We start from the raw sequence: 21835 nt of genomic DNA, 5'->3' as shown, positions 1-21835 counted from the left end.
CAAAGAGGTTGAGCGTGGACATTGCCATTAGTAAAACAGCAGAAATAACAGTGGTAAAGTTGGAGGGAGATGTCGATGCTAGTACCGCACTAGAAGTTCAAGAAAAGGTGCTGACGCTGGCAGAACCGGGGAGTAAAATTCTCTTAGATATGACTCTAGTCCCCTATATGTCTAGTGCTGGCTTACGGATGCTGCTGTCACTTTATCGGCAGGTATCGGCTAAAGAAGGCAAACTTGTATTGGTGGGGGTTGCTGAGGAAATTAAAGATACAATGGACGTAACGGGATTTCTCAGCTTTTTTACAACTTGCGACACGTTAGATTCAGGAATAGTGGCGCTGAAGTCAGCCTAAAACTTCATCAAATTAAGTCAATCTTTGGTTTTTGTAAAGTTCGATCGCTGTTCAGGATTTTTAATTAGTAGGACAGGTAATGGAACGAATAGACATTCACCCCACTCACAAACACGGCGATTTTAAACTGCGTGTAGGTCGCCCGATGCCTTTCGGAGCAAGTCTAGTGCCCGGAGGAGTTAATTTCTCGGTATTTTCCAGCTATGCGACATCCTGCACGCTAGTGCTATTTAAAAGACACGCTAAAGAACCGATCGCGGAAATTCCATTTCCCGATGAGTTCCGAATTGGCAATGTCTTTACCATGACTGTATTCGAGATCGATTACGAAAATATCGAATACGGCTACCGAATGGACGGGCCTTTCAATCCCCAAGAAGGTCATTACTTTGACAAAAACAAAATTCTCCTAGATCCCTATGCCAAAATTATTGGCGGTCGAGATGTTTGGGGCGTAACGCCGGATTGGAATGATATTTATCAACACCGATCTCGCATTAGTTTTGACGACTTTGATTGGGAAAATGACCGACCTCTGGAAATTCCGCCGGAGGATCAAGTTATCTATGAAATGCACGTCCGCAGTTTTACCCGCCATCCTTCCTCCGGCGTGAAACATCCGGGAACTTTTGCAGCTATCCGCGAAAAAATTTCCTACTTTAAAGAGTTGGGAGTCAATGCGATCGAACTCATGCCCATTTATGAGTTTGACGAATTTGAACATTCTCGCCCCAGCCCGATCACGGGGGAATTGCTGGTAAATTATTGGGGATACAGTACCGTTGGTTTCTTTGCGCCCAAGGCTGGCTATGCGGCAACTGGCAAACTAGGAATGCAGGTGGATGAGGTCAAAGCACTCGTCAAAGAACTGCACAAAAATGGCCTAGAAGTCATTTTAGATGTCGTCTTTAACCACACAGCAGAAGGAGACCAACGCGGCCCGACAATCTCATTCCGGGGGCTGGACAATAAAACATACTATATGTTAACCCCGGAAGGTTATTACTTTAACTTCAGCGGTTGCGGCAATACGCTCAATTGTAATAACCCGATCGTCCGCAATATTGTGTTGGATTGCTTGCGCTACTGGGCCAGTGAATATCACATTGACGGCTTCCGATTTGACTTAGCAGCTATTTTAGGTCGCGATGCTTGGGGCTTTCCCCTATCTAATCCGCCATTGCTGGAAACGCTAGCATTTGACCCAATTCTAGCGAAGTGTAAACTCATTGCTGAAGCTTGGGATGCGGGTGGTTTGTATCAGGTTGGTTCCTTCCCCGCTTACGGACGTTGGGCGGAGTGGAATGGCAAATACCGCGACAATATTCGCAAGTTTTTGAAAGGAGATGGTACGGTCGGAGATGCGGCACAATGCTTGCAAGGTTCACCCAATCTCTACGCTCATCAAGGCCGCGGCCCGGCTACTTCAATTAATTTCATTACGGCGCATGACGGTTTTACCTTAGCTGATATGGTGTCTTATAACGACAAACATAATGAAGCTAACGGGGAAAATAATAACGACGGCTGCAATGATAATGACAGTTGGAATTGCGGCGCAGAAGGGTGGACGGACGATCCGGGGATTAATGCTTTGCGATCGCGCCAAATGCGAAATGCGATCGCGATGCTGATGGTCAGCCAAGGCGTGCCGATGATCCTCATGGGTGATGAAGTCGGCCGCAGTCAAAATGGCAACAACAATACCTACTGCCACGACAACGAACTTAATTGGCTGAATTGGGATTTATTAAAAACCAACGCCAGTCTATTTCGCTTCGTCAAAAACAGCATTGCCTTCCGCAACGCTCACCCCGTACTCAGGAATAAATATCACTTCCAAAACCGCGATTATGTGGGCAGCGGCTACGCAGATATTACCTGGCACGGCACCCAAGCTTGGAATGCAGATTGGTCGCCTAGTTGTCGCACTATAGCCTTCATGCTTTGCGGCAAACACGCTAAAGCCGGAAGTGTTGAAGATAACTACATTTACGTAGCAATCAATATGCACTGGGAGGCGAACTGGTTTGAAATTCCCGGTTTGCCGGAAGAGTTGCGATGGCACATTTCTGTGAATACAGGCTGCACGTCTCCAGAGGATATTTGGGAACCGGGAATGGAACCCAAATTAGAAAACCAGCACGGTATTCTGCTGGGCGATCGCTCGATCGTCATCTTAGTCGGCAAGTAATCTCATCATCAACTTAATCCCACTCACAAACATCTTCAAAAGGACAAAAAATTATGGCTTTCACTGCAACGCTAGAATCATCAAATCATGCTGCAAAAATTACACTGACGGGCGAATTAGACGCAAGTTCTGCACAGATATTCAAGGAAGAGATTGAGAAAGCAGCCATCACCAAGCCCAAACATTTAGTGCTGATGCTGCAAGAGTTAGAGTATATGGCGAGTGCGGGTCTGCGAGTCCTGATCTTCGCCAAACAAAAAATGGGATTTGATGTCGATATTTACGTCGTTGGCGCTCAGGAAATGATACTTGATACCTTGGAAAAAACCGGATTTATACAAGGTGTCATTGCCGTTGACGATTACGATTCTATCGAACTCGAAAGCGCTTAAGCGTCTTAGTAGAAAAGATTTTAGATTTTAGCAAGCAGTTTTGCTAAAATCTAAAGCCTCTGTCAGAGGCCTCTCAGGTGGGTTGTACCAGCTCACTACTCAAGTTATTAGCCCCGCAACCCTGAAATACAGATGCAAGAAATGCTAAAAGCATATTTTTTTAAAAGCTTCCGAGGCATCAGTAAGGTTCTTTGGCTTTTTTTTGCCGCTTTTGTTTGCACAACAATATTCAGCACTTCTGGCTTGAGCCAGGTTCCATCAAACAGGCAACAGGATAGTAATGTCACTCTGCCATTAGTTGTAGCCAATCGATTTGAAATCAAACCCGAACAGCGCGAGCAATTTCTTAAATTAGCAACTGCTGCTCTCGCTCCTACGCGAGCTGAACCCGGCTGTATCAGCTACGGATTTTATGAGCAACCAACAGCAAAAAATTCTTTCATCTACTACGAAGAGTGGAAAGATCGCACAGCTTTAAGGGAGCATTTAAAGCAGCCTTACGTTCAGCCGCTGCTGACCAAATTTTCAGAAATTCTTAAGGGTTCTCTGCTTGTTAGAGTTTATACCACTAACAGTGTTGCTCATGAGTTGCCTAAATAAATAGGAGGGAACTTTTGCAGAATATTCAACCCTAGTCTTAGGGCATTGGATAGATTACTTAGAGATGACTGCGTAGTAAAGTTTAGTTAGCAAGGTAAAGCCTCATGGAAAATTACAAAAATGCCGTTTTGGATGATTTAGCGCTGCAAGAAGGACTGAAGAACATTAACCCTAAATTTGGTGATTTTGTGACCAGAGTGGCTGGAGAAGCCTGGGGATTGCCACACATCGATCAAAAAACAAAGGCTCTGATTACTATTGCTGTAGATGTAGTGAATCAGGATCAAGTTGGCCCTGGGAACCCCTTTGGATCTCACGTCTCTATGGCTCTCAAGCAGGGAGCTACTTATGAGGAGATTGAAGAATTACTGCTGTTTATGTGTGTCTATGCTGGCTTCAATAAAGTAGCTGGTTGTTTTGGGGTGTTGAATGAGATAGTCGCTCAAATGCGATCGGATTAGTAGCGAACAGTTGACAGTTAACAGTTGACAGTGCTGTTTTTATGACAGGGATTTCCACCCAATAAAGTAGGGTGCGTCGCTGCGATAATTTTGGCGAATTGCAGTTACCACAAAAGCGACGCATCATACCGCGAGATTGGAACAGACGCAAAATTTTTTGGAAATTAAGCAATCATGTTAGAAATCGAACAAGATGACACTCGGACAGCTAGCCACGCTGGTCACGACCACACTGAGGACAATACTCAGAATACCAGCACCACTACTGACAAATTACCCCCAGGATTTAGCTGGCCTAGTTTCTCGAAAGAGGACAGGTATAACCCAAACGCACCCTACAATCAAGCTCCTCAATTCCAATGGCCTAAAAATATTGGATTGCCAATTCCCAAAAACTTCTCTGCTACGAATGTTTTAACAGAACCTAGTGGCGATCCTAACGGGGCAAAATTATCATTTTATACAGGATTGCAACAGGAAACTAGCCCTGGTTCAAATCAGTGGGATTCTTTTCCTGCTGGTGAAGCGCAGCAATTTTTAACTACCAGCATCAGCAACGCTGCTGTACAAGCATTAAATCCCGAAACTAAACAGGGTCTGCCCGTTGATTTAACTGCTATTTCAACTTCAACTCAGGCTCGACCTTACACTATGGGTCTGACTGTCACCCCCTACAATGCTGGTCCGATTCCTCACACTCACTGGGCTGAAGAAGAATGGTTCATTTTATTGCAAGGGGAAATGGATGCTTGGTTACCCGTTGCTAATAAAACTCCTTATAAAATCGGCGAAATTCCTGGGGAAAATGGTATTCCTAAAATTGAAGACTACTACTATGTACACCTGACTCCTGGGCAAATTGGCTTTTTGCCTGCCGGATACACCCACAACTACAGAAATGCAAGCCCTACTAAAGAACCTCTGACTTTTCTAACGATTTGGTCGAGAACGGATCAAAATGCGACACCGGGAGGTATTGAAGAATTTTTTGCCAAACAAGGTATTGGCATCTTTGCTGATACTGCCAATGAAGCGGCTGAGATTGGTTCACTGTATAATAAAAATCCTGGTACACGAGAGTTTATTGAGAGCCAGCAAAGATTCACCAATTATTTCAAGCAATTCCCGGACTACCATGTTTCGCTCAGCCAGAATTTTGGAAGTTATTTAGCGAATGGAGGTAATTGGAACCCAGCCATTCCCGAAGATACTCAACCTATCCCCAGTCCGCCCCCAAGTCCACCGTTTAATCCACCAGCCCCCAATGCTCCCAGTAAGTCAGTTAAGTTTAATATTCCTCTCGATCCAGCACCCATCAAGCGATGGAGTATTAATACTGGAGCCGCTAATTCTCAGCAATTGCTAAGTTTAGTCAGTAATTACGATAAAAATACTGAACAACAGCAGGGTAATTACTCGACCGATTTTTACCGAGCTCCGAACAATCCTCAAAATTTGCTCTTGATTGAAAAATGGAACAAGTATTCAGACTTGGATCAGTATCAAAAATCAGATAGTTACAAGCAATTTGAAGAGGGACTAAAGTCAATAGGAGCTGAAGTTAATACTCCTACAATCGATATAGTCGAAACGGACAGTCAAATCAACAGTGAGAAAATTTTAATTGGCAAATTTAAAGCCAAGGCAGGGACTCGCGATCAAATAATATCTCTGGTAGACGACCTGACAAAACAAACTAAACAAGCCGAAACATCCAACAATCTAGCTTTTGAGCTCTATGAAGATCCTTTGCAACCCAACCAATACTTTTTCTATGAGAAGTATGTTGATGGAAAAGCATTAACTGAGCATTTAGAGGCACAGTACACTAAAGATTTTTTTGCGAAGTTTTCGCCGCTTTTGGAAGGGAATGGACTCTCAGATACAACCGTTTCTCAGGTGAGGATTGATTCGGTGCGTACCTCGTCGCCAAGCGATCCGCTAACGCTTGTATACCAGGGTCAGAAAAACGGTGTAGATACTCTCACTGGTCTGTTTAAAGATACACCTGAGCTATCTGTCTCTTTAAATGCCAGTAATGGGATTGTAGCTGTCAATAACAAATCCAATACGCCCGGTGTAGGGATTAATCTTTTGTTCGCGGCTGGAAAACCGAGCAATCAACCTGTTGAATATGGGGTCTTTGCTATCGATGATAGTAATAATCGGGTGAATGGTCTTCTGCCAACCGATAGCGGATACTTAGAAGCAGTGCGGCAACGAGCGATCGTTTTATTCAATACCACTGCTAATAATTCTGCCAGTGCTGCTAATACATCCCGAAACATTCCTGTTGAAACCACGGACAAATTAGCTATCTATAAAATTGGTGGCGGGTCAATTTTTGATACTAATCCTGCGCTCGAGTTCTCATTCCAAAACCCTCAGTTTTCTGCACAGCCCAGTGGCGATGCTTTGTCTTTTCAGTTTGCTGACGGTTCGGGAGGGACGATCGCCTTAAACGGGCCTGTAGAGAGCTTTGACGATCAGATTGGCAATCGCCAGACTAAGGGGCGCAATGTTCTGGATACTTCCACAATTGTCGATCGCAAAATCACAGCAGACATCGATATCACTAAAAGCCCCCAGCCTACAGGTTTTACACATCGGATTGGACTTTACGAAGTCCTCAACAAGAAAGGTGATGTTAAAGATCCGTTAACGGGTGAAATTGTGACGGCAGAAAACCCTAATTACGCGAATGTTGTTCTGTCTACGTCAAAGAAAATTGAGCTTGAGACGAGTGCTTTAAATCAAGGTCAACTGAGTAATTCTGGAACCTATCTGTTGGATAGCGGCAAGTTGTACGCGCCGTATATGACAACTTTCGATTCGCAACAGCACTCGTCAGCGACTTACTTTGCTTATAAGGAAGCTAATCTCGATCGCTCAAGCCATATTATTTCCCTAGGAACTAATCGTTTTGGCCTGGAAGATTCCCCCAGTGCTGTTGCTAAAGGTGACTTTAACGACATCACAATCAGTATGAAATTTAATTTTGCCGAGCCACCTTTTGCGCTATAAGAGACATGATAAATCTCTGCTAAAGATGAATTTTACTTAATTTGGGGATAGCCCAACCTCGCGCTTCTGCTTTCAGATAAAAGTGTGAGGTTTGTCATCCCAATAATCGCTCTATGAGATTTAAATTCTGCCTTCTATCTTCAGCATAAGTGCCTTCTACCCTCCGCTAACTCCCCACCTCCAGATTGTTTCCCAACTACGCTTCAACTATCAGAGTAATGTTGTCAAGTCTTACGACGCGAACAACTTCACCGGGTTGCAAAGTTATTTCTCGAACGCATTTTGCAGGCCACCAACTGCTTTGAAATCGCACACTGCCGGACTGATTGGGTTTAATTTCTTGTTCAACGATCGCTCTTTCTAAATCGCTGACAGTCATGATTACTTTCTCCTGATTCTAGTTTGGCTGGAACGTTGGGATGCTATAAACCTATAGCTCGACTCCCTAACCCATTGATTTATAACGACGCTTCAACTCTCAAAGTAATATTGTCAATTCCGACTACGCGAACCACCTCACCAGGTTCAAAAGTCAGGTCTCGTTAGCGGCGCCCTCGAAGAGGATCGCACTTCGCCGGCCACCAACTGTTTTGGAAACGAACGCGACCGGACTCATTAGGTCGAATTTATTCATCCACGATCGCTTTTTCGGAATTGTCAAAATTCAGGATTGCTTACTCCCGATTGTAGATTTGTCTTGACTTTCAGAATTGAGCGCAAACGACGCTGCAACGATCAAAGTAATATTTTCAATTCCCACGACGCGAACCACCTCACCGGGTTCAAAAGTCATGTCTCGATCGCACTTCGCCGGCCACCAACTGTTTTGGAAACGAACGCGGCCGCATTCTTGAGGCCGAATTTGTTCATCTACGATCGCTGTTTCCACATCGTTAATAGACATAGCTGCTTGCTCCTAAATATAAACTCGACTCGATCGGTGTGTAAGTTAGAAGCTTGTCTGTCAACTTCCCCTCCACACTCAACATTATCCCCGGCCAACCTCGGCCGTGTCAGTCGGGAAAAGTCTATACAAGTCCACTGTTTGAGCGTGTAAGCGAGTCGGAAAAAGTCTGTTAAAGTTGTGTCAGATGGGTAACGCTAAACCTGGTGACTAAATGGAAGCCGATCGTGCACTGGATTTTACCAACTCGTTACTTGTGGCTCGAAACCTGAAAACTCTCGACAACCTTGACAGCGCGATCTTTCGCGAAGCTTGGCAAGGCGTGCAAGGCAGGACGTACCAACAGGTTGCAGATAGTGAAGGGTATGGAGTAGGGACTGTTAAGGATGCTGCCTCTAATTTGTGGAAGCGACTTTCAGCGCTGTTTGGAGAAGGCGAAAAAATCAAAAGAGACAACCTTCAAGCGGTTGTAGAGCGGTATTGGCGCAGCTACTCGAAACTAGAACCGCAGTCGGGACAAACTGTTCCGTCCCAAGTATCTCCTGGACTTGATGCGGATTTGGAAATCGAAAACCCGAACTTTTTGGGCCGCTTCGGGGCGATCGAAGATCTCAATACTCTTGTCGCCCAAGGTGCAAAAGTGATTGTCATCCAAAGTGCCGGCGGTATCGGCAAAACCACTTTGGCCCGACAGTATCTCAAATCTCAAGGGTTCGATCGAACCATTGAACTGTTGATGGCAAAAGAGACAGAGAACATCACAGCTTTGGAAAGTGCGATCGAAGAATGGCTCAAGCAAGACTTTCAGGAAGAACCAGGGCCAGACTTTGGCGTCACTCTGGGGCGGCTGAAGCGGCAGCTTCAGACTCACAAAGTCGGCGTATTGATTGACAATTTGGAAGCCGCACTCGACGGACAAGGTAAGTTTATTGAACCGCACCGACTTTACGTGGAACTGTTGCGAGTTTTGGCTGACGCAGCGGTGCAGTCGGTAACGCTGATTACCAGTCGCGATCGACTGTGCGATTCAGATGTCACCGTCGAACACTACTTGCTTCCGGGATTAGAGGTGGAAGTTTGGCAGCAATTTTTTAGCTGCCGCAACATCAATATAGATGATGTCGCCCTCAAGGAAATGCACAAAGTTTACGGCGGCAATGCTAAAGCAATGGGCATTATTTGTGGCACTATCCGAGAAGATTTTGACGGAGATATGGCGGCTTACTGGCTGGAAAACAGCGAAGATCCGCTCGTTGAAACTGACTTAAAAAATTTAGTTACCAGTCAATTCAACCGCCTCCTCGAACTCGATGCCGAAGCCTATCAACTCCTCTGTCGCTTGGGCTGTTACCGCTATCAAGACGTGCCGACAGTCCCTACTGACGGACTTTTGTGTTTGCTGTGGGACGTGCCGGAAGCCGGACGCCGACAAATCATTAAATCGCTGTTGCACCGATCGCTAGTCGAGTCTCAGAAGGGCGAATACTGGCTGCATCCAGCAATTCGGGAAGAAGCGGTCGATCGGCTCTCGCCCGCAGACTGGGAAACTGCAAACCGCAAAGCAGCCGAGTTCTGGAGCGAGAGTGTTGAAAATATTGAGACTGTAGAAGATGCGCTGAAAGCTTTTGAAGCTTACTATCATTATGTGGCAATTAGCTGTTTCGAGCAGGCCGCGAGCGTCATCCTCAAAAAAATCAATATCCAGTTTGCCAAAGATTACAAGCTGGGTAGAGCACTCTACAAATTAGGTTTCTTGCAGCCCTTAATTTCAGCCACTAATCGTATCGTCAATAATGTGACTTCTGATTATTATTTGAGCGGTTTATACAGTATTTTAGGCATTTGTTACCGGATATTAGGTGAAATAAATCAAGCGATAGAATGCCATCAAATATCAGAAATAAAAGCCACTAAATCTTTGCAAATTCTAGCGAAAAGCAGCGAACCTGAAAACGGCAAACAAGCTAATCTGGAATTCTGGAAAGTTAACGCTGCAATTAATATAGGTTTTTGTCAAATAGAAATGCGCGAATTAGAATCAGCTATGGAGATATTTGTCAAGCTGAAAACTTCGCGGGACGAAATCGGGATTAATAGGTATTCGCTCGATGTCGGGTTAGCTTTCCTCAACTCCTGTGTCGGAGCAAAAAAAGAGGCGGAAGAGATCGCCGAAAAACTTTATGCCGATCGGGAAAACAGTCAGTTGGTGGGTACGGGATACAAGTTAGTTTTTCTCGCCGCCACCTATCAAAACCTGGGAGAGACAGAGAAAGCTTTGAGTTTGTACCGCCAAGCGATCGCCCAAGCCGACCAAAACCAGTACAACACCATCAAAGCCAAGGCTCTCAGCGGTATAGCAGCACTGTACCGAGAAAAGGGAGAATTTGACCAAGCCCTACAGCACCATGCAGAAGCAATAGAAATACTCGATCGAACCAGCGCTAAATTAGACCGAGCCGAAGCTTGCTATCAACTAGCACTAACAGAACAAAAACTTGGTAACATCGAGAAAAGTCAAGAAAATTTTGAGCGCGCCATTCAACTGTTCAGCGAAATGGACGCTAGCAAACAAGTAGAAAAAGTACAGTTAGCCGCAACAAAAAAAACAGAAAAAATAGCTAATTAATCGAGCAAAAAATCAGAAAATAGATACAATAAACGAAAGAACAACCATAAACTTTGTAGATATGAAACTAAAACGATTGGGACACGTAGCCGTCTGCGTGCAAGACATAGAGAAGTCTGCTGAATTCTACCGCAACTTGGGTATGGAGTTAGTCTGGAAAGATGCAGACTGGGCTTATTTGAAAGCAGGAGAGGACGGATTGGCGCTGTTGAGTCCGAGTTACGACCAAGCAGGGCCGCATTTTGGGTTTGTATTTGACGATCGTACCGAAATGGAATCCGCCTACGAACAACTCAAAGCCGATGGTGTTTCCGTCACCCACATTCACGAACACCGCGACGGTACTGCATCCTTCTACGGCAGAGATCCAGATGGGAACGGCTTTGAGTACCTTTACGAACCGGCCTGACGATTCTAGGGCTTACGCATCAAAACCCAAGAAACCGGGTTTTTAGCGGTTTCTGCGAGTTGTAACGCGTCTTCTCGACAAAAACCCGGTTTCTGACCACGTGCGATCGCGAACTAAATTAAGTAAGCGCACAGAAAAAATAGAATACCCAGATACCCGGTTTGGCGTTCCTTTTTTCGTTCCCGGAACATCCCTACAACTCCCCGAATAATGTGAGGTACTCACACCGACGCTTCTAAAGTAAGGTGCAGAGTCTGAATCCGAAATATATCGACAACTTCCGAAAATCGGCTCGATAATCTAAAATCTAAAATCTAAAATCTAAAATCCTCATGTTGCAGAGAATACAAGTCAGAAACCGCTGGAAATCAATCTTCAAACCCTGGGAAGAAGCAGACCCTTGGCTGTTCGCCGCTTGCATCGCCCTCACCATCTTCGGGGGAATCATGATCCACAGCGTGGAAATTAATCAGGGACTCATCAACTGGTGGCGGCACTGGGTAACTGGGGCAGTCGGTTTGTTCCTCGCCATCATCATTTCCCGCTGTCGCTACCAAATACTGATTGAGTGGAAATGGCCGATTTACATATTAATCAATTTGTCGCTGATCGCAGTGCGTTTTATCGGTACTACAGGGCTCGGTGCCCAGCGGTGGATCAACATCGGCGGCTTCTACCTGCAACCCTCAGAATTTGCCAAAGTAGGCATGATTGTCACTTTAGCAGCTCTCCTGCACGACAAGACTGTCCCCACCGTGGGTAATATGTTGAGGATGCTGGCGATTATGGCTGTACCCTGGGGATTGATCTTTGCTGAACCAAATTTAGGTACTTCCTTGGTCTTCGGCGCGATCACAATGGGGATGTTTTACTGGGGAAATGTCAATCCCGGCTGGCTAATATTGCTATTCTCTCCTCTGATCTCAGTTCTCTTCAATAACCTGTCTACACCGATTTGGATAGCCTGGGTAGTTGTTGCGGGTATTATCGCTTGGCGAACCCTGCCTTGGCCCTGGTTGGGGACTTTCGGGGCTGTGTTGGTGAACGTTGTTTCTGGACACCTCGGACATATTTTTTGGAATGTGCTCAAGGATTATCAAAAAATGCGTCTGACAGGGTTTTTAAACCCCGAGAAAGACCCTTTAGGCAGCGGATATCACTTGATTCAATCTCGGATTGCTATTGGCGCTGGGGAACTCAAAGGCAGGGGTTTGTTTCAGGGAACGCAAACTCAGCTTAACTTTATTCCCGAACAGCATACGGACTTTATCTTTTCAGCTATTGGCGAAGAATTGGGTTTTATTGGCTGTATTGCCGTGTTGTTGATTTTCTGGATAATTTGTTTCCGGTTGGTGACGATCGCTCAAACGGCTAACGATAATTTTGGTTCTTTGCTGGCGATCGGCGTACTGTCAATGTTGATTTTTCAGGTGTTCGTAAATATTGGGATGAACATTGGCTTGGCTCCGGTTACGGGCATTCCGCTGCCTTTCCTAAGTTACGGGAATGCGTCGCTGCTGAGTAATTTTCTCGGCCTGGGGCTGGTGGAGGCGGTAGCAAGCCAGCGACAGCGCAAGAAGCGTTGGAATTAGGTCATTGGTAATTGGTTCTGGGAATGCGATCGCGCTTTTGATTTCTTTCGAGAGATTCTGCGGGCGATCGCATTTTTTTTGCATCAGCCTAGGCGCATCTAAATTTTACGCTTCCTGACCCGAGCCTTCATGACTGTCAAGTTTGATAAAATTCTTGTGGGCTGCGCGCGAGAACCCGCCCAAAAATCAAATTTAGAGGCCAAATAGCTTAAGTATAGCAGTTCTCAATAAAGTGAGGTATGCCCTATGCCCTATGCCCTATGCCCTATGCCCTATATCAAGCGTGCACCTCATGTTACTGAGAAAGGCTCTATATCAACTTAATTAAACCACTCCTGACGCAAAAAATAAATGGTTTTATGCGCTATGAGTAAGCCACTCTGTGTGCAATGGACGCCCTACTGAGGACGTGAGCAATGCCTGAAACCCTTGCTATTATTACATCTTTTTTTCTTCTTCCTTCTTCCTGCTTCCTGCTTCCTTCTTCCTGACATCCGTTACATCCGTTACATCCGTTACATCCGTTACATAATCCGTTGCCGAACTTCCTTCTTCCTTCTTCCTTCTTCCTTCGCCTCTAATTATTCGTTCATATTCTTGTACGTAGCAACAGCCGAAGGCGAACTCCGGTTTAAATAACGGAATATCCAATACTTAAATACCGTATCCAAGATAACGGGAAACGTCGCAATGAACAAAAATATGAACTGCCTATTTTCTGGTAGTCCCAAATGCCTCGATACACCTTCGAGAATTACTTCCCAACCGTGAGGCGAGTGGAATCCGACAAACACATCCGTAAACAAAATAATTACGAAAGCTTTCGCACTGTCGCTGAGGCCGTAAATCACATCGTCCATGAAAGACTTTAAAATCTCAATCTCTTTTTTGTTAGTGACGATAATCGCGACAAACGCCATGCAGGAAATCAAATCGGAAAAAATATTTTTAATAGCTCCACTACTTTCAGCGCGGTATTCCTCGGCTAGCTCAACTGCTTTCTCGGCAATCTTCTGTTCCGTTTTCTCTAAAGAAAGCGACGGAGCAGTGCCTATTAACCTTTCAAATTTGAGGTGTTGCTCAAATCTCTCCAGTTCTTGGAATGCTTCTTCTTCCAGGTTAACATTTATGAAAAGTGGAGCATTTTCTTGGCCTCTAAAATGGTCAACTATCGGTCCCACTAGAAAGTTTTTGGAAATTTGATTCGTCAACAGCGGAACTAAAATCAAAAGCAAAATAAATCGGAGAGAAATAATTGTTTTTACTTTGGAATTGCGAAAATTCTTGACTACTTCTTTTTCAGCTCCCGGGTCTAAATCTTTAGTGATTCGATTCAAAGTTCCCAAAAGTGAGCGCGGTAACAAATTCACTTCTTCATAGTTAGTGTCAACCTCACCATCGTGAATTTTAACAGAATTAGCTGAACCTTTATTTTGGTCAGGTGGAGAGCTGCTGTTTGTGGTAGATTTTACCTGCACATTTACTGAACTGACCACCGGAACAATTGCCGTCGATCTACTATTATTAATATACTTGTCAATGACTCCATCAATAAACTCTAGCTTCTCAAATACAAGGGAGGCTCTATCTTTATTGTTGAGATGTAATCCGTGCTGGTAATGATCGGCGCTGTGCCCCGTTTTCGGTTTAGCCCCCACTCGCTCCGGCAGTTCCAAAAAAGAACGGCTAGCATTAAACTCAACCATTCGGGTTTGGATGACCTTGAGGTATTTTTGCAGTTCGGATTTAAAGTAAGACAGGGTGCTTTGTCCGTAATCTCCCGATCGCTCAGAGATTATTTGACCGCCAAAATGCTCGTCTTCCATCGCCTTAATTGCTAACGCAGCATCGTAGGCTTGTTCTAGAGCCCTCTCAGGGGTTTCTCGATACCATTGGTGAAGGCTGTAGAGATATTTTACAATCCTGTTCCACGGAGAAGTATTCATAGCTAAAGCTGGTTAGTTTGCTGTAGACATTAGTGATTAAAGTATTCACGGTATGGTAACAAATTTACATAAATTCAGAACTGCCATTAAGGATTCAATTTGGATTGTCGGATCTGCCCGCAGTGGCAAAACCACTCGTTTAGTAGAGCAGTTCTGCATTTGGAGCAAAACTGTCAAGCCCTTGCCCGCAAAAGTTTCAGGGCGATCGATCTCCGGGCGGCGGCGGGCTGGACAAACTGCCCCAGCAATTTTAGTCTTAGCAGCTAACGGAGACAACCGGCTAGAATTGGCCGATCGCATCGCCGTCGCTACCGAAGGAAAATATACCTTTCACTCCACAACGCCCTTCGGTTTTTTTGAGCAGGAGGTATTGCTATTTTGGCCCCTGCTAGTTCAGTCGCTGAATTTGAGAGCTCAATTTCCCCTGCGACTGCAACCTGAAACAGAACTGGAACTTGCCACGAGACTCTGGCGTCGCGAACTAGACGAAGGCATTTTGCAACAAACAGGGGTAAGTCCAAACCGAATGGTGCGTCGAACACTAGACTTATTACAACTAGCTGCTGTCAGCGGTACGCCCAGAGAAGAGATTCCCAGCATTCTGGAACAGGGATTTGCTATCTCAGGCGGCTCGACCAACCTGTGGATTAGCATGGGAGAGTTGCTGGAAAGGTGGCGGGAATGGTGCTTGACGCGGGGGCTCCTGACTTACGGGATTGTTTGCGAACTCTACTGGCGCTATTTGTTGCCGGATAGCAGTTACCAGCAGCATTTGGCCTCTAGATACCAAGCTGTGATCGCAGACGATGTTGACGATTATCCGGCGATAAGTCGCCATTTGTTCGATCGAATGCTCGACCAAGGTGCAGCGGGGGCGTTCTCCTACAATTCAGATGGAGGAGTGCGTTTGGGCTTGGGGGCTGACACGGAATACCTAGCCCGACTCGAAGACCGCTGTCAAAGCGTGGAAAATTTGGACGCAACAGCCGGTTTAGCCCCAGAGATTGGAGATTTAGCGGTAAGTTTAGCAGTTAATTCAGAGGGTTTTTATCCTTTAGGCTTGAGTTTGCCCGGATCGGTTCGATCGCTCCAAACCACTTCCCGGGCTCAACTGCTGCGAGAAACCGCCGAAATCATCGTGGATGCGGTGAAGTCACAAGCCGTGGAACCGCAGGAAATCGCCGTAATTGCGCCCGGGATGGATGCGATCGCCCGTTACAGTTTAACGGAAATTCTCGCGCGAGATGGTATCGCCGCCGTATCTCTCAACGATCAGCGTCCCCTCTCTACTACCCCAGAGATTCGAGCTTTACTCACTTTGTTAGCCTTAGTTTATCCGGGACTCGGCCGTTTAGTCGATCGAGACGGCGCCGCCGAAATGCTGGTAGTGTTGGGCAGCCAGAAACACCGTTCATTGGAAACAGAAGATTCCAACTCGACGTTCAATCTAAAATCTCAAATTCAAAATCAAAAATCGATCGACCAAGTGAGAGCAGGTTTAATCGCCGATCACTGTTTTTGTCCAGATATCGATCGACCTCAATTGCTGCCAATTACAGCTTTTCCCCGGTGGGACAGACTGGGACACCGAGCAGCCGGGGCCTACGAGCAGATTGTGGAGTGGATCGAACAACAGCGGTCGCAACAGCAGGAGCGACTGTTGCCGAGTCCAATTGCCCTGCTCGATCGAGCAATCCAGAAATTTCTGATGAACGACAGATACCTGCCCTACGATCGGCTAGCAGCCCTGCGGGAGTTAATGGAAACAGCCAGCCACTACTGGGAAATCAACGGGCGAATGCAGCGCGTAGAACCAACAAACGGCGGCGACTCAGAAACGATCGCCCGGTTCATCCAGTTGTTGCGCCAAGGAACCGTCACCGCTAACCCCTTTCCAGTCCGTCCAGAAGGCCCAGCAGCCAGAGCCGTCACCCTCGCCAACATCTTTCAGTACCGCAGCAGCCGCCGCGCCCACAAATGGCACTTTTGGCTTGATGCCGGCTCGCCCCTGTGGCTGAGCGGCGGTGCGGCGACATTGTTTGGTGCTCCCTTATTTTTGCGATCGCAACTCGGGCGCCCCTGGGAAACCGAAGACGAAACGACTGCCGACCAACAGCGACTGCGGCGAATTCTGCTAGATTTGTTAAGTCGCAGTTCCCTGCTTTACCTTTGCCACAGCGAACTATCCGTCAGTGGGCAAGAACAAACCGGGCCGCTTCTGCCCCTAATTAACAGCTCTGTTTCTTGTCAGAAGTCAGCATAAGAAAGTCGGCTTCTGAAGGCAAGAGGCACATATTTATTCGGCATTCCGCAGGAGGAAAGAAAAAATTATGACAGCGAAGATTTTTATTTTTTCGGCTTCTGGATAAATACACCGGGCTGACTCGAAGCCAGACTTCTAGGTTCTATAGAACTGGGGCGATATTAAAGTATACCCAACATAGGCAGCAAAACGTGCAATCATTAATATTTTGAGATCAAAAGATGCGGGGCTTAAAAAATATCCATAGCCGTTGCAGTTTTGATTTAGTATGCTAGAAATGATCGGGATTATTAATCAATTTTAAGCCAGATTTGTGGCAACAAACTGATACTAATCAGTTCTTAAAGTTAATCGGGATCGTTGTTTAAAGGAGCCAAAATAATGCCCAGTGCAGTGCCAGTAGTAGTTATACCAACACCAACACCAGAACCAACACCAGAACCGACACCAACACCAGAACCACCAACTCCAACACCCACTCCAACGCCAACTCCGCCTCCAACTCCAACACCGACGGGAACTCCAACTCCCTCCGGGGACGACACATTTGGCGGCATAGACGACACATTGGGCGGAGGCCAAGGTACCTCGCCCGCAGTCATCGGCGGCGTCGTCCGCGGCGGAGAAACCAACGACTCCTTAGTTGGCAGTCCCGGGCCCGACGTGATTTCCGGGCTGCAAGGCAACGACAACCTGCAAGGAGCCGACGGCGACGATTTAATATTCGGGGCCGACGATGACGACGTGCTGTTCGGTGCGCCCGGGAACGACGTTCTAGACGGCGGTTTAGGACTCGATACCCTGTATGGAGGCAAAGGCAACGACTCCCTCGACGGGGGAAATAACCCCGACCTGCTGTACGGCAATGACGGCAACGACACGGTAATCGGAGGCGAAGGCAGAGACACGGCTTACGGCGGCAAAGGCAGCGACAGCTTGCGCGGGGGCTCTGGCGACGATAGCTTTTTGGGCGATCGAGGCGACGACATCCTGTGGGGCGACCAAGGCAATGACTCGCTCTTCGGCGGCGATGGTGAAGACTTGGTATTTGGCAACGAAGGAGGCGACTGGCTCTACGGAAACGCCGGCGGGGATACATTTTTTTCCGGCGACGGCGACGACATCGTATTCGGCGGCGACGGTGATGACATCGTGGACGGTGGCGCGGGCAACGACGTTCTTTGGGGCGAAGCAGGCAAAGACGTAGTGGCAGGAGGCGAAGGCAGAGATGTCTTCGTCATCGGTGCCTTCAGTTCCCCCAGTGGCAGCAGCGACGGCACTAACGCGGCCTTTCTCACCACAGGCGGCCCCGACATCGCCGATGCCGACATTTTCACAGACTTTCGCCAAGGCGAAGATTTAATCGGGTTAAGTGGCGACCTCAAGTTTGAAGATTTGGTCATCTTCCAAAGCACTGAGACCAAAGCCGGCAGCACGATTATTCGCAACGGCGTCAGCGGCGACTTTTTAGCAGTATTGCCCGGAGTAGACAGCAGAACCCTAGGGCGAAGCTCATTTGTAATTGCCCCCACAGTTCCCGGCAGCGCAACTCCGCTTCCCCTGCCGACGCCGACAGGCAGTCCGACGCCGACGCCGACGCCGACAGCAAGTCCGACGCCGACGCCGACAGCAAGTCCGACACCGACACCGACACCGACGCCGACAGCAAGTCCGACACCGACGCCGACACCGACGCCAGACGAGCCGGTGCCGACGTTCCCGACACCGACCGCCAGTCCGACGCCGAATTTCCCGACGCCGACAGGCAGTCCGACGCCGACAAGCAGTCCGACCCCCATCCTTAACCAACCTCCAAAAGCAGTTAACGACAACTTCACCACGGTTGCGGGTCAACAACTCACTCTCAACGTTCTGTTGAACGACACTGACGCGGAACAAAGCGCTCTGACTGTCACGACTTTTGCTCCAGCAAGCAAAGGGCAACTGGTTCCCGTGGGCGGCGGCGTATTCAAATACACCCCGAATCCGGGCTTCTCGGGTACTGACAGCTTCAGCTACTCGATCTCAGACGGTAACGGTGGCACAAGTCAGGCGGTAGCAACCATCCGCGTCAGCAGCCCGCCGCAGCTAGTAATTAACGACGGTGTGGTGGTTGCCAAAAGTAATCCTACCCAGACAATCACCGCTGCGGATTTGTTAGTGACAGATCCCGACAACACGCCGTCGGAAATCGTTTACACGATTACCAAAGCCCCCGACGCTACCAGAGGTTTTGTCCAAAGGGGCACCACCTTTCTCAACGTCGGCGGCAAATTCACGCAAGACGATATCAACAACAACATCGTCAAATACAACTTGCTGGCGACAGGTGGCAGCGACAGTTTCACGTTTACCGCCTCCGACGGGTCTGCAACTGTTGGGCCGGTATCCTTCAGCATCACGGTGGTAGATAATATTGTCGATCGCAGCGCACTCCCGGCCAGCAGCTTTACAGGCAGCAACCTCAGCGACTTCATCCTCGGCGGGGCCGGCGACGATACCCTATCTGGGGGCGACGGCAACGACCTCATCGATGGTAATGGCGGCAACGACCTCGTATTCGGTGAAACAGGCAACGACTCGGTGGTGGGTGCGATCGGCAACGACACCGTTGACGGCGGACTGGGCAACGACACCGTTGACGGCCAAGACGGCATAGACTCGCTGATCGGCGGACTGGGCAACGATCTGATGTTCGGCGGCAATGACAATGACAACCTATTGGGCGGTGACAATAACGACAGCATTGACGGCGGAACAGGCAATGACTCGATGTTGGGAGAATCCGGCGACGACTCGATACTTGGTGGCACCGGGATTGACACCTTACTTGGTGGCATTGGCGACGACTCCCTCGACGGTGGTGCAGGCGACGACATCCTCGACGGTGGACTGGGCAGAAACTTGCTCGAGGGCGGTATCAATAACGATTCCATATCCGGCGGCGACAACGATGACACGATTTTGGGTGGAGAAGGCAACGACACGGCACTGGGAGGTGCGGGCAACGACTACGTGTTGGGCCAAGCCGGCAGCGACTCCCTCGACGGCCAAGCGGGCGACGACACTCTCGACGGCGGTGCCGGCAGCGACTGTCTCAGCGGCGCCTTCGGCAATGACTTGGTATTGGGCGGCGATGACAACGACTCGCTTTCCGGCGGTGCAGGCAATGACATTGTGGGTGGCGGTGCCGGTTCTGACTTGCTCACGGGCGATGCTGGCAATGATTTCTTCTACTACGAAACTCCCAGCGAAGGCGTGGACGTGATTGCTGACTTTAACGCTAGCGGCAGCGAGACCGACAGATTTTTGTTCAGATCGTCAAATTTCGCAGGTTTAACCAACTCAGGAACTACTCTCGATTTCACCAGTTTTATCGTCAGGAATATCGGGTCTAGCGGCGACGACATCAGCAAGCAATCAGTCATTTTGTTTGAATCTAAATTTGATAACGCTCAAGCAGTAAATGCAGTGTTGAAGAATCAAAAGGGTTCTAGCAAAACGGGAGCTTTCTTCGTGTACCTGAACAATACTTTTAACAAGTACGTTCTCGGCTTTGACCCGAATGTGGCAGATGACAGTCTCCCAGCTTTCGATTTGGCAGTGTTGAATTCTATTCCTACAGTGCCGGGAGCGCTCAGCACAGTCATTACTGCATCTGACTTTAAGTTTATTTAGTAGTTTTTGAGTAGCGTCGCAAGGAGTCGGAACAATGCCAAGTGCAGTACCAGTAGCTTTTACCCCACCGTCGCCGTCCCCGGCACCGTCGCCGTCCCCGGCACCGTCGCCGATGACGGGGACTTCGACAACGATGACGGGGACTTCGACAGGGATGACGGGGACTTCGACAATGATGACGGGGACTTCGACAACGATGACGGGGACTTCGACAACGATGACGGGGACTTCGACAACGATGACGGGGACTTCAACAATGATGACGGGGACTTCGACAGGGATGACGGGGACTTCAACAATGATGACGGGGACTTCGACAGGGATGACGGGGACGGGCCCGGACATTTCGATCACCCCGGTGCCGCGGCCACCTGTGACAGTTCCCACGCCTCCCCCAGAGCCACTTTTTGTCGATGGCTTAGTTGTCGCAAATGACGCCAGTAACTATTTAATCGGCAGCTTGTTCAATGACACGATTTCCGGGGGTGGCGGCGACGACACGCTTCTGAGTCGGGACGGAGACGATCTACTCAGGGGCGAAGACGGTAACGATTCTCTCAACGGTGGCGCTGGTAAAGATATTGTTGAGGGCGGGCGCGGCAATGACACGGCGCGGGGCGGCAAAGGCGATGACTTGGTTTCTGGCGACGAGGGCGATGACGTAGCTTTTGGCGACCAGGGCAACGATCTTGTCTTGGGTTCTGAAGGCAACGACTCGCTGTACGGCGGTAAAGGCAATGACTGTCTGCGCGGTGGTGGCGAGGACGACCTGATTTTTGGCGACAAGGGCAGTGACACTGTTTTTGGCGACACGGGTAACGACTGCCTCATAGGCGCTGGGGGCAATGATATTTTGTTGGGCTCCGAGGGCGGGGATGTCATCACCGGCGGTGTTGGTAACGATACTGGTGACGGCGGCGAGGGTGATGACCTGCTCTTTGGGGGCGACGGCACTGATTCTTTGTCTGGAGATGCTGGGGATGATATTCTTTCGGGCGATCGCGGGTCTGATACTCTGACAGGAGGCGACGGATCGGATATCTTTGTTCTCGGTAGGGTGGGCACGTCGCCTGGTAGCAACGGGTTTCTCACTACAGGGGGCCGCGAAATCGGCGATGCTGATGTAATTAGAGATTTTAATCCGGGAGATTTGATCGGTCTGGCTGGAGGTCTTAACTTTACAGAGTTAGAAATTTTCCAGGGCCAAGGCTCGAATTCTAGCAACACGATTATTAGGGACAGGCGAACTGGGGAATTTTTGGCGGTGTTGATTGATGTTCGATCGACCTCGCTAGATGAATCTCGATTCACTACAGCTCAAATACCGCGCGTAGAGGACAATCCCTTCACCATTGAGGGGACAACCACGAGTCCGACAACGGGGACAACCACG

Annotated in this window: 16 protein-coding genes; 12 read left to right on the top strand and 4 right to left on the bottom strand. The window is 48.2% G+C overall.

Annotated elements, in window-relative coordinates; genetic code table 11:
• The first annotated feature begins 14 nt into the window (after positions 1 to 14).
• The 6 genes from QUA71_RS10825 to QUA71_RS10800 all read left to right on the top strand — a co-directional run bounded on the left by QUA71_RS10825 (position 15) and on the right by QUA71_RS10800 (position 7024).
• Complete coding sequence (locus QUA71_RS10825; RefSeq protein WP_333284755.1) at positions 15 to 353, top strand: STAS domain-containing protein; 339 nt, start codon at positions 15 to 17, stop codon at positions 351 to 353.
• A 79-nt stretch (positions 354 to 432) separates the two neighbouring features.
• Complete coding sequence (glgX, locus tag QUA71_RS10820; RefSeq protein WP_333284753.1) at positions 433 to 2547, top strand: glycogen debranching protein GlgX; 2115 nt, start codon at positions 433 to 435, stop codon at positions 2545 to 2547.
• Between the two features lie 53 nt (positions 2548 to 2600).
• Entirely contained in the window at positions 2601 to 2939 is a 339-nt protein-coding gene (locus tag QUA71_RS10815; protein ID WP_333284751.1) for an anti-sigma factor antagonist, read from the top strand.
• Positions 2940 to 3071: 132 nt separating this feature from the next.
• Entirely contained in the window at positions 3072 to 3539 is a 468-nt protein-coding gene (locus tag QUA71_RS10810; protein ID WP_333284750.1) for a putative quinol monooxygenase, read from the top strand.
• 104 nt (positions 3540 to 3643) lie between these two features.
• The gene (locus tag QUA71_RS10805; protein WP_333284748.1) at positions 3644 to 4000 is read left to right on the top strand and encodes a carboxymuconolactone decarboxylase family protein; all 357 of its coding nucleotides are present in this window, start codon (positions 3644 to 3646) and stop codon (positions 3998 to 4000) included.
• Positions 4001 to 4174: 174 nt separating this feature from the next.
• Positions 4175 to 7024: an antibiotic biosynthesis monooxygenase gene (locus QUA71_RS10800; RefSeq protein WP_333284746.1), complete on the top strand. Its 2850-nt coding sequence runs from the start codon at positions 4175 to 4177 to the stop codon at positions 7022 to 7024.
• Positions 7025 to 7220: 196 nt separating this feature from the next.
• On the opposite strand, the gene QUA71_RS10795 is transcribed toward QUA71_RS10800, so the two are convergent.
• Both QUA71_RS10795 and QUA71_RS10790 read right to left on the bottom strand, forming a co-directional pair.
• A complete protein-coding gene (locus QUA71_RS10795; protein WP_333284744.1) occupies positions 7221 to 7403 on the bottom strand; it encodes an NfeD family protein in 183 nt (60 codons plus the stop codon).
• 285 nt (positions 7404 to 7688) lie between these two features.
• Positions 7689 to 7928, bottom strand: a complete 240-nt coding sequence (locus QUA71_RS10790) for an NfeD family protein (RefSeq protein ID WP_333284742.1) — start codon at positions 7926 to 7928, stop codon at positions 7689 to 7691.
• Between the two features lie 214 nt (positions 7929 to 8142).
• Here QUA71_RS10790 and QUA71_RS10785 point away from each other — a divergent pair, with 214 nt between their 5' ends.
• The 3 genes from QUA71_RS10785 (at position 8143) to rodA (ending at position 12555) form a co-directional block, all read left to right on the top strand.
• Positions 8143 to 10554 (top strand): tetratricopeptide repeat protein, encoded by a 2412-nt coding sequence (locus QUA71_RS10785; RefSeq protein ID WP_333284740.1) that lies wholly within the window; start codon positions 8143 to 8145, stop codon positions 10552 to 10554.
• A 61-nt stretch (positions 10555 to 10615) separates the two neighbouring features.
• Complete coding sequence (locus QUA71_RS10780) at positions 10616 to 10963, top strand: VOC family protein (protein WP_190661613.1); 348 nt, start codon at positions 10616 to 10618, stop codon at positions 10961 to 10963.
• A gap of 332 nt (positions 10964 to 11295) precedes the next feature.
• The gene (gene rodA / locus QUA71_RS10775) at positions 11296 to 12555 is read left to right on the top strand and encodes a rod shape-determining protein RodA (RefSeq protein WP_333284738.1); all 1260 of its coding nucleotides are present in this window, start codon (positions 11296 to 11298) and stop codon (positions 12553 to 12555) included.
• Positions 12556 to 12993: 438 nt separating this feature from the next.
• Here the strand turns inward: rodA and QUA71_RS10770 are convergent, their stop codons facing one another.
• Positions 12994 to 13206, bottom strand: a complete 213-nt coding sequence (locus QUA71_RS10770; RefSeq protein ID WP_333284736.1) for a hypothetical protein — start codon at positions 13204 to 13206, stop codon at positions 12994 to 12996.
• Complete coding sequence (locus tag QUA71_RS10765; protein ID WP_333284734.1) at positions 13137 to 14501, bottom strand: proton extrusion protein PcxA; 1365 nt, start codon at positions 14499 to 14501, stop codon at positions 13137 to 13139. The genes QUA71_RS10770 and QUA71_RS10765 overlap by 70 nt, the downstream gene beginning before the upstream one ends.
• Positions 14502 to 14553: 52 nt before the next feature.
• Here QUA71_RS10765 and QUA71_RS10760 point away from each other — a divergent pair, with 52 nt between their 5' ends.
• From QUA71_RS10760 to QUA71_RS10750, 3 genes are all read left to right on the top strand, one after another.
• Entirely contained in the window at positions 14554 to 16764 is a 2211-nt protein-coding gene (locus QUA71_RS10760; RefSeq protein WP_333284732.1) for a recombinase family protein, read from the top strand.
• Positions 16765 to 17145: 381 nt separating this feature from the next.
• Positions 17146 to 20442 carry an Ig-like domain-containing protein gene (locus QUA71_RS10755; RefSeq protein WP_333284730.1) on the top strand — a complete coding sequence of 1099 codons (3297 nt, stop codon included), beginning with the start codon at positions 17146 to 17148 and terminating at the stop codon, positions 20440 to 20442.
• A gap of 34 nt (positions 20443 to 20476) precedes the next feature.
• The coding region (locus tag QUA71_RS10750; RefSeq protein WP_333284728.1) for a calcium-binding protein at positions 20477 to 21835 on the top strand (1359 nt) is incomplete at its 3' end.

Origin of the sequence: Microcoleus sp. MON1_C5 (assembly GCF_036701875.1) — a bacterium.
Lineage (GTDB): Bacteria > Cyanobacteriota > Cyanobacteriia > Cyanobacteriales > Microcoleaceae > Microcoleus.
Note: the sequence above shows the minus strand (reverse complement) of the source record. Positions and strands in the feature narration are given on the sequence as shown.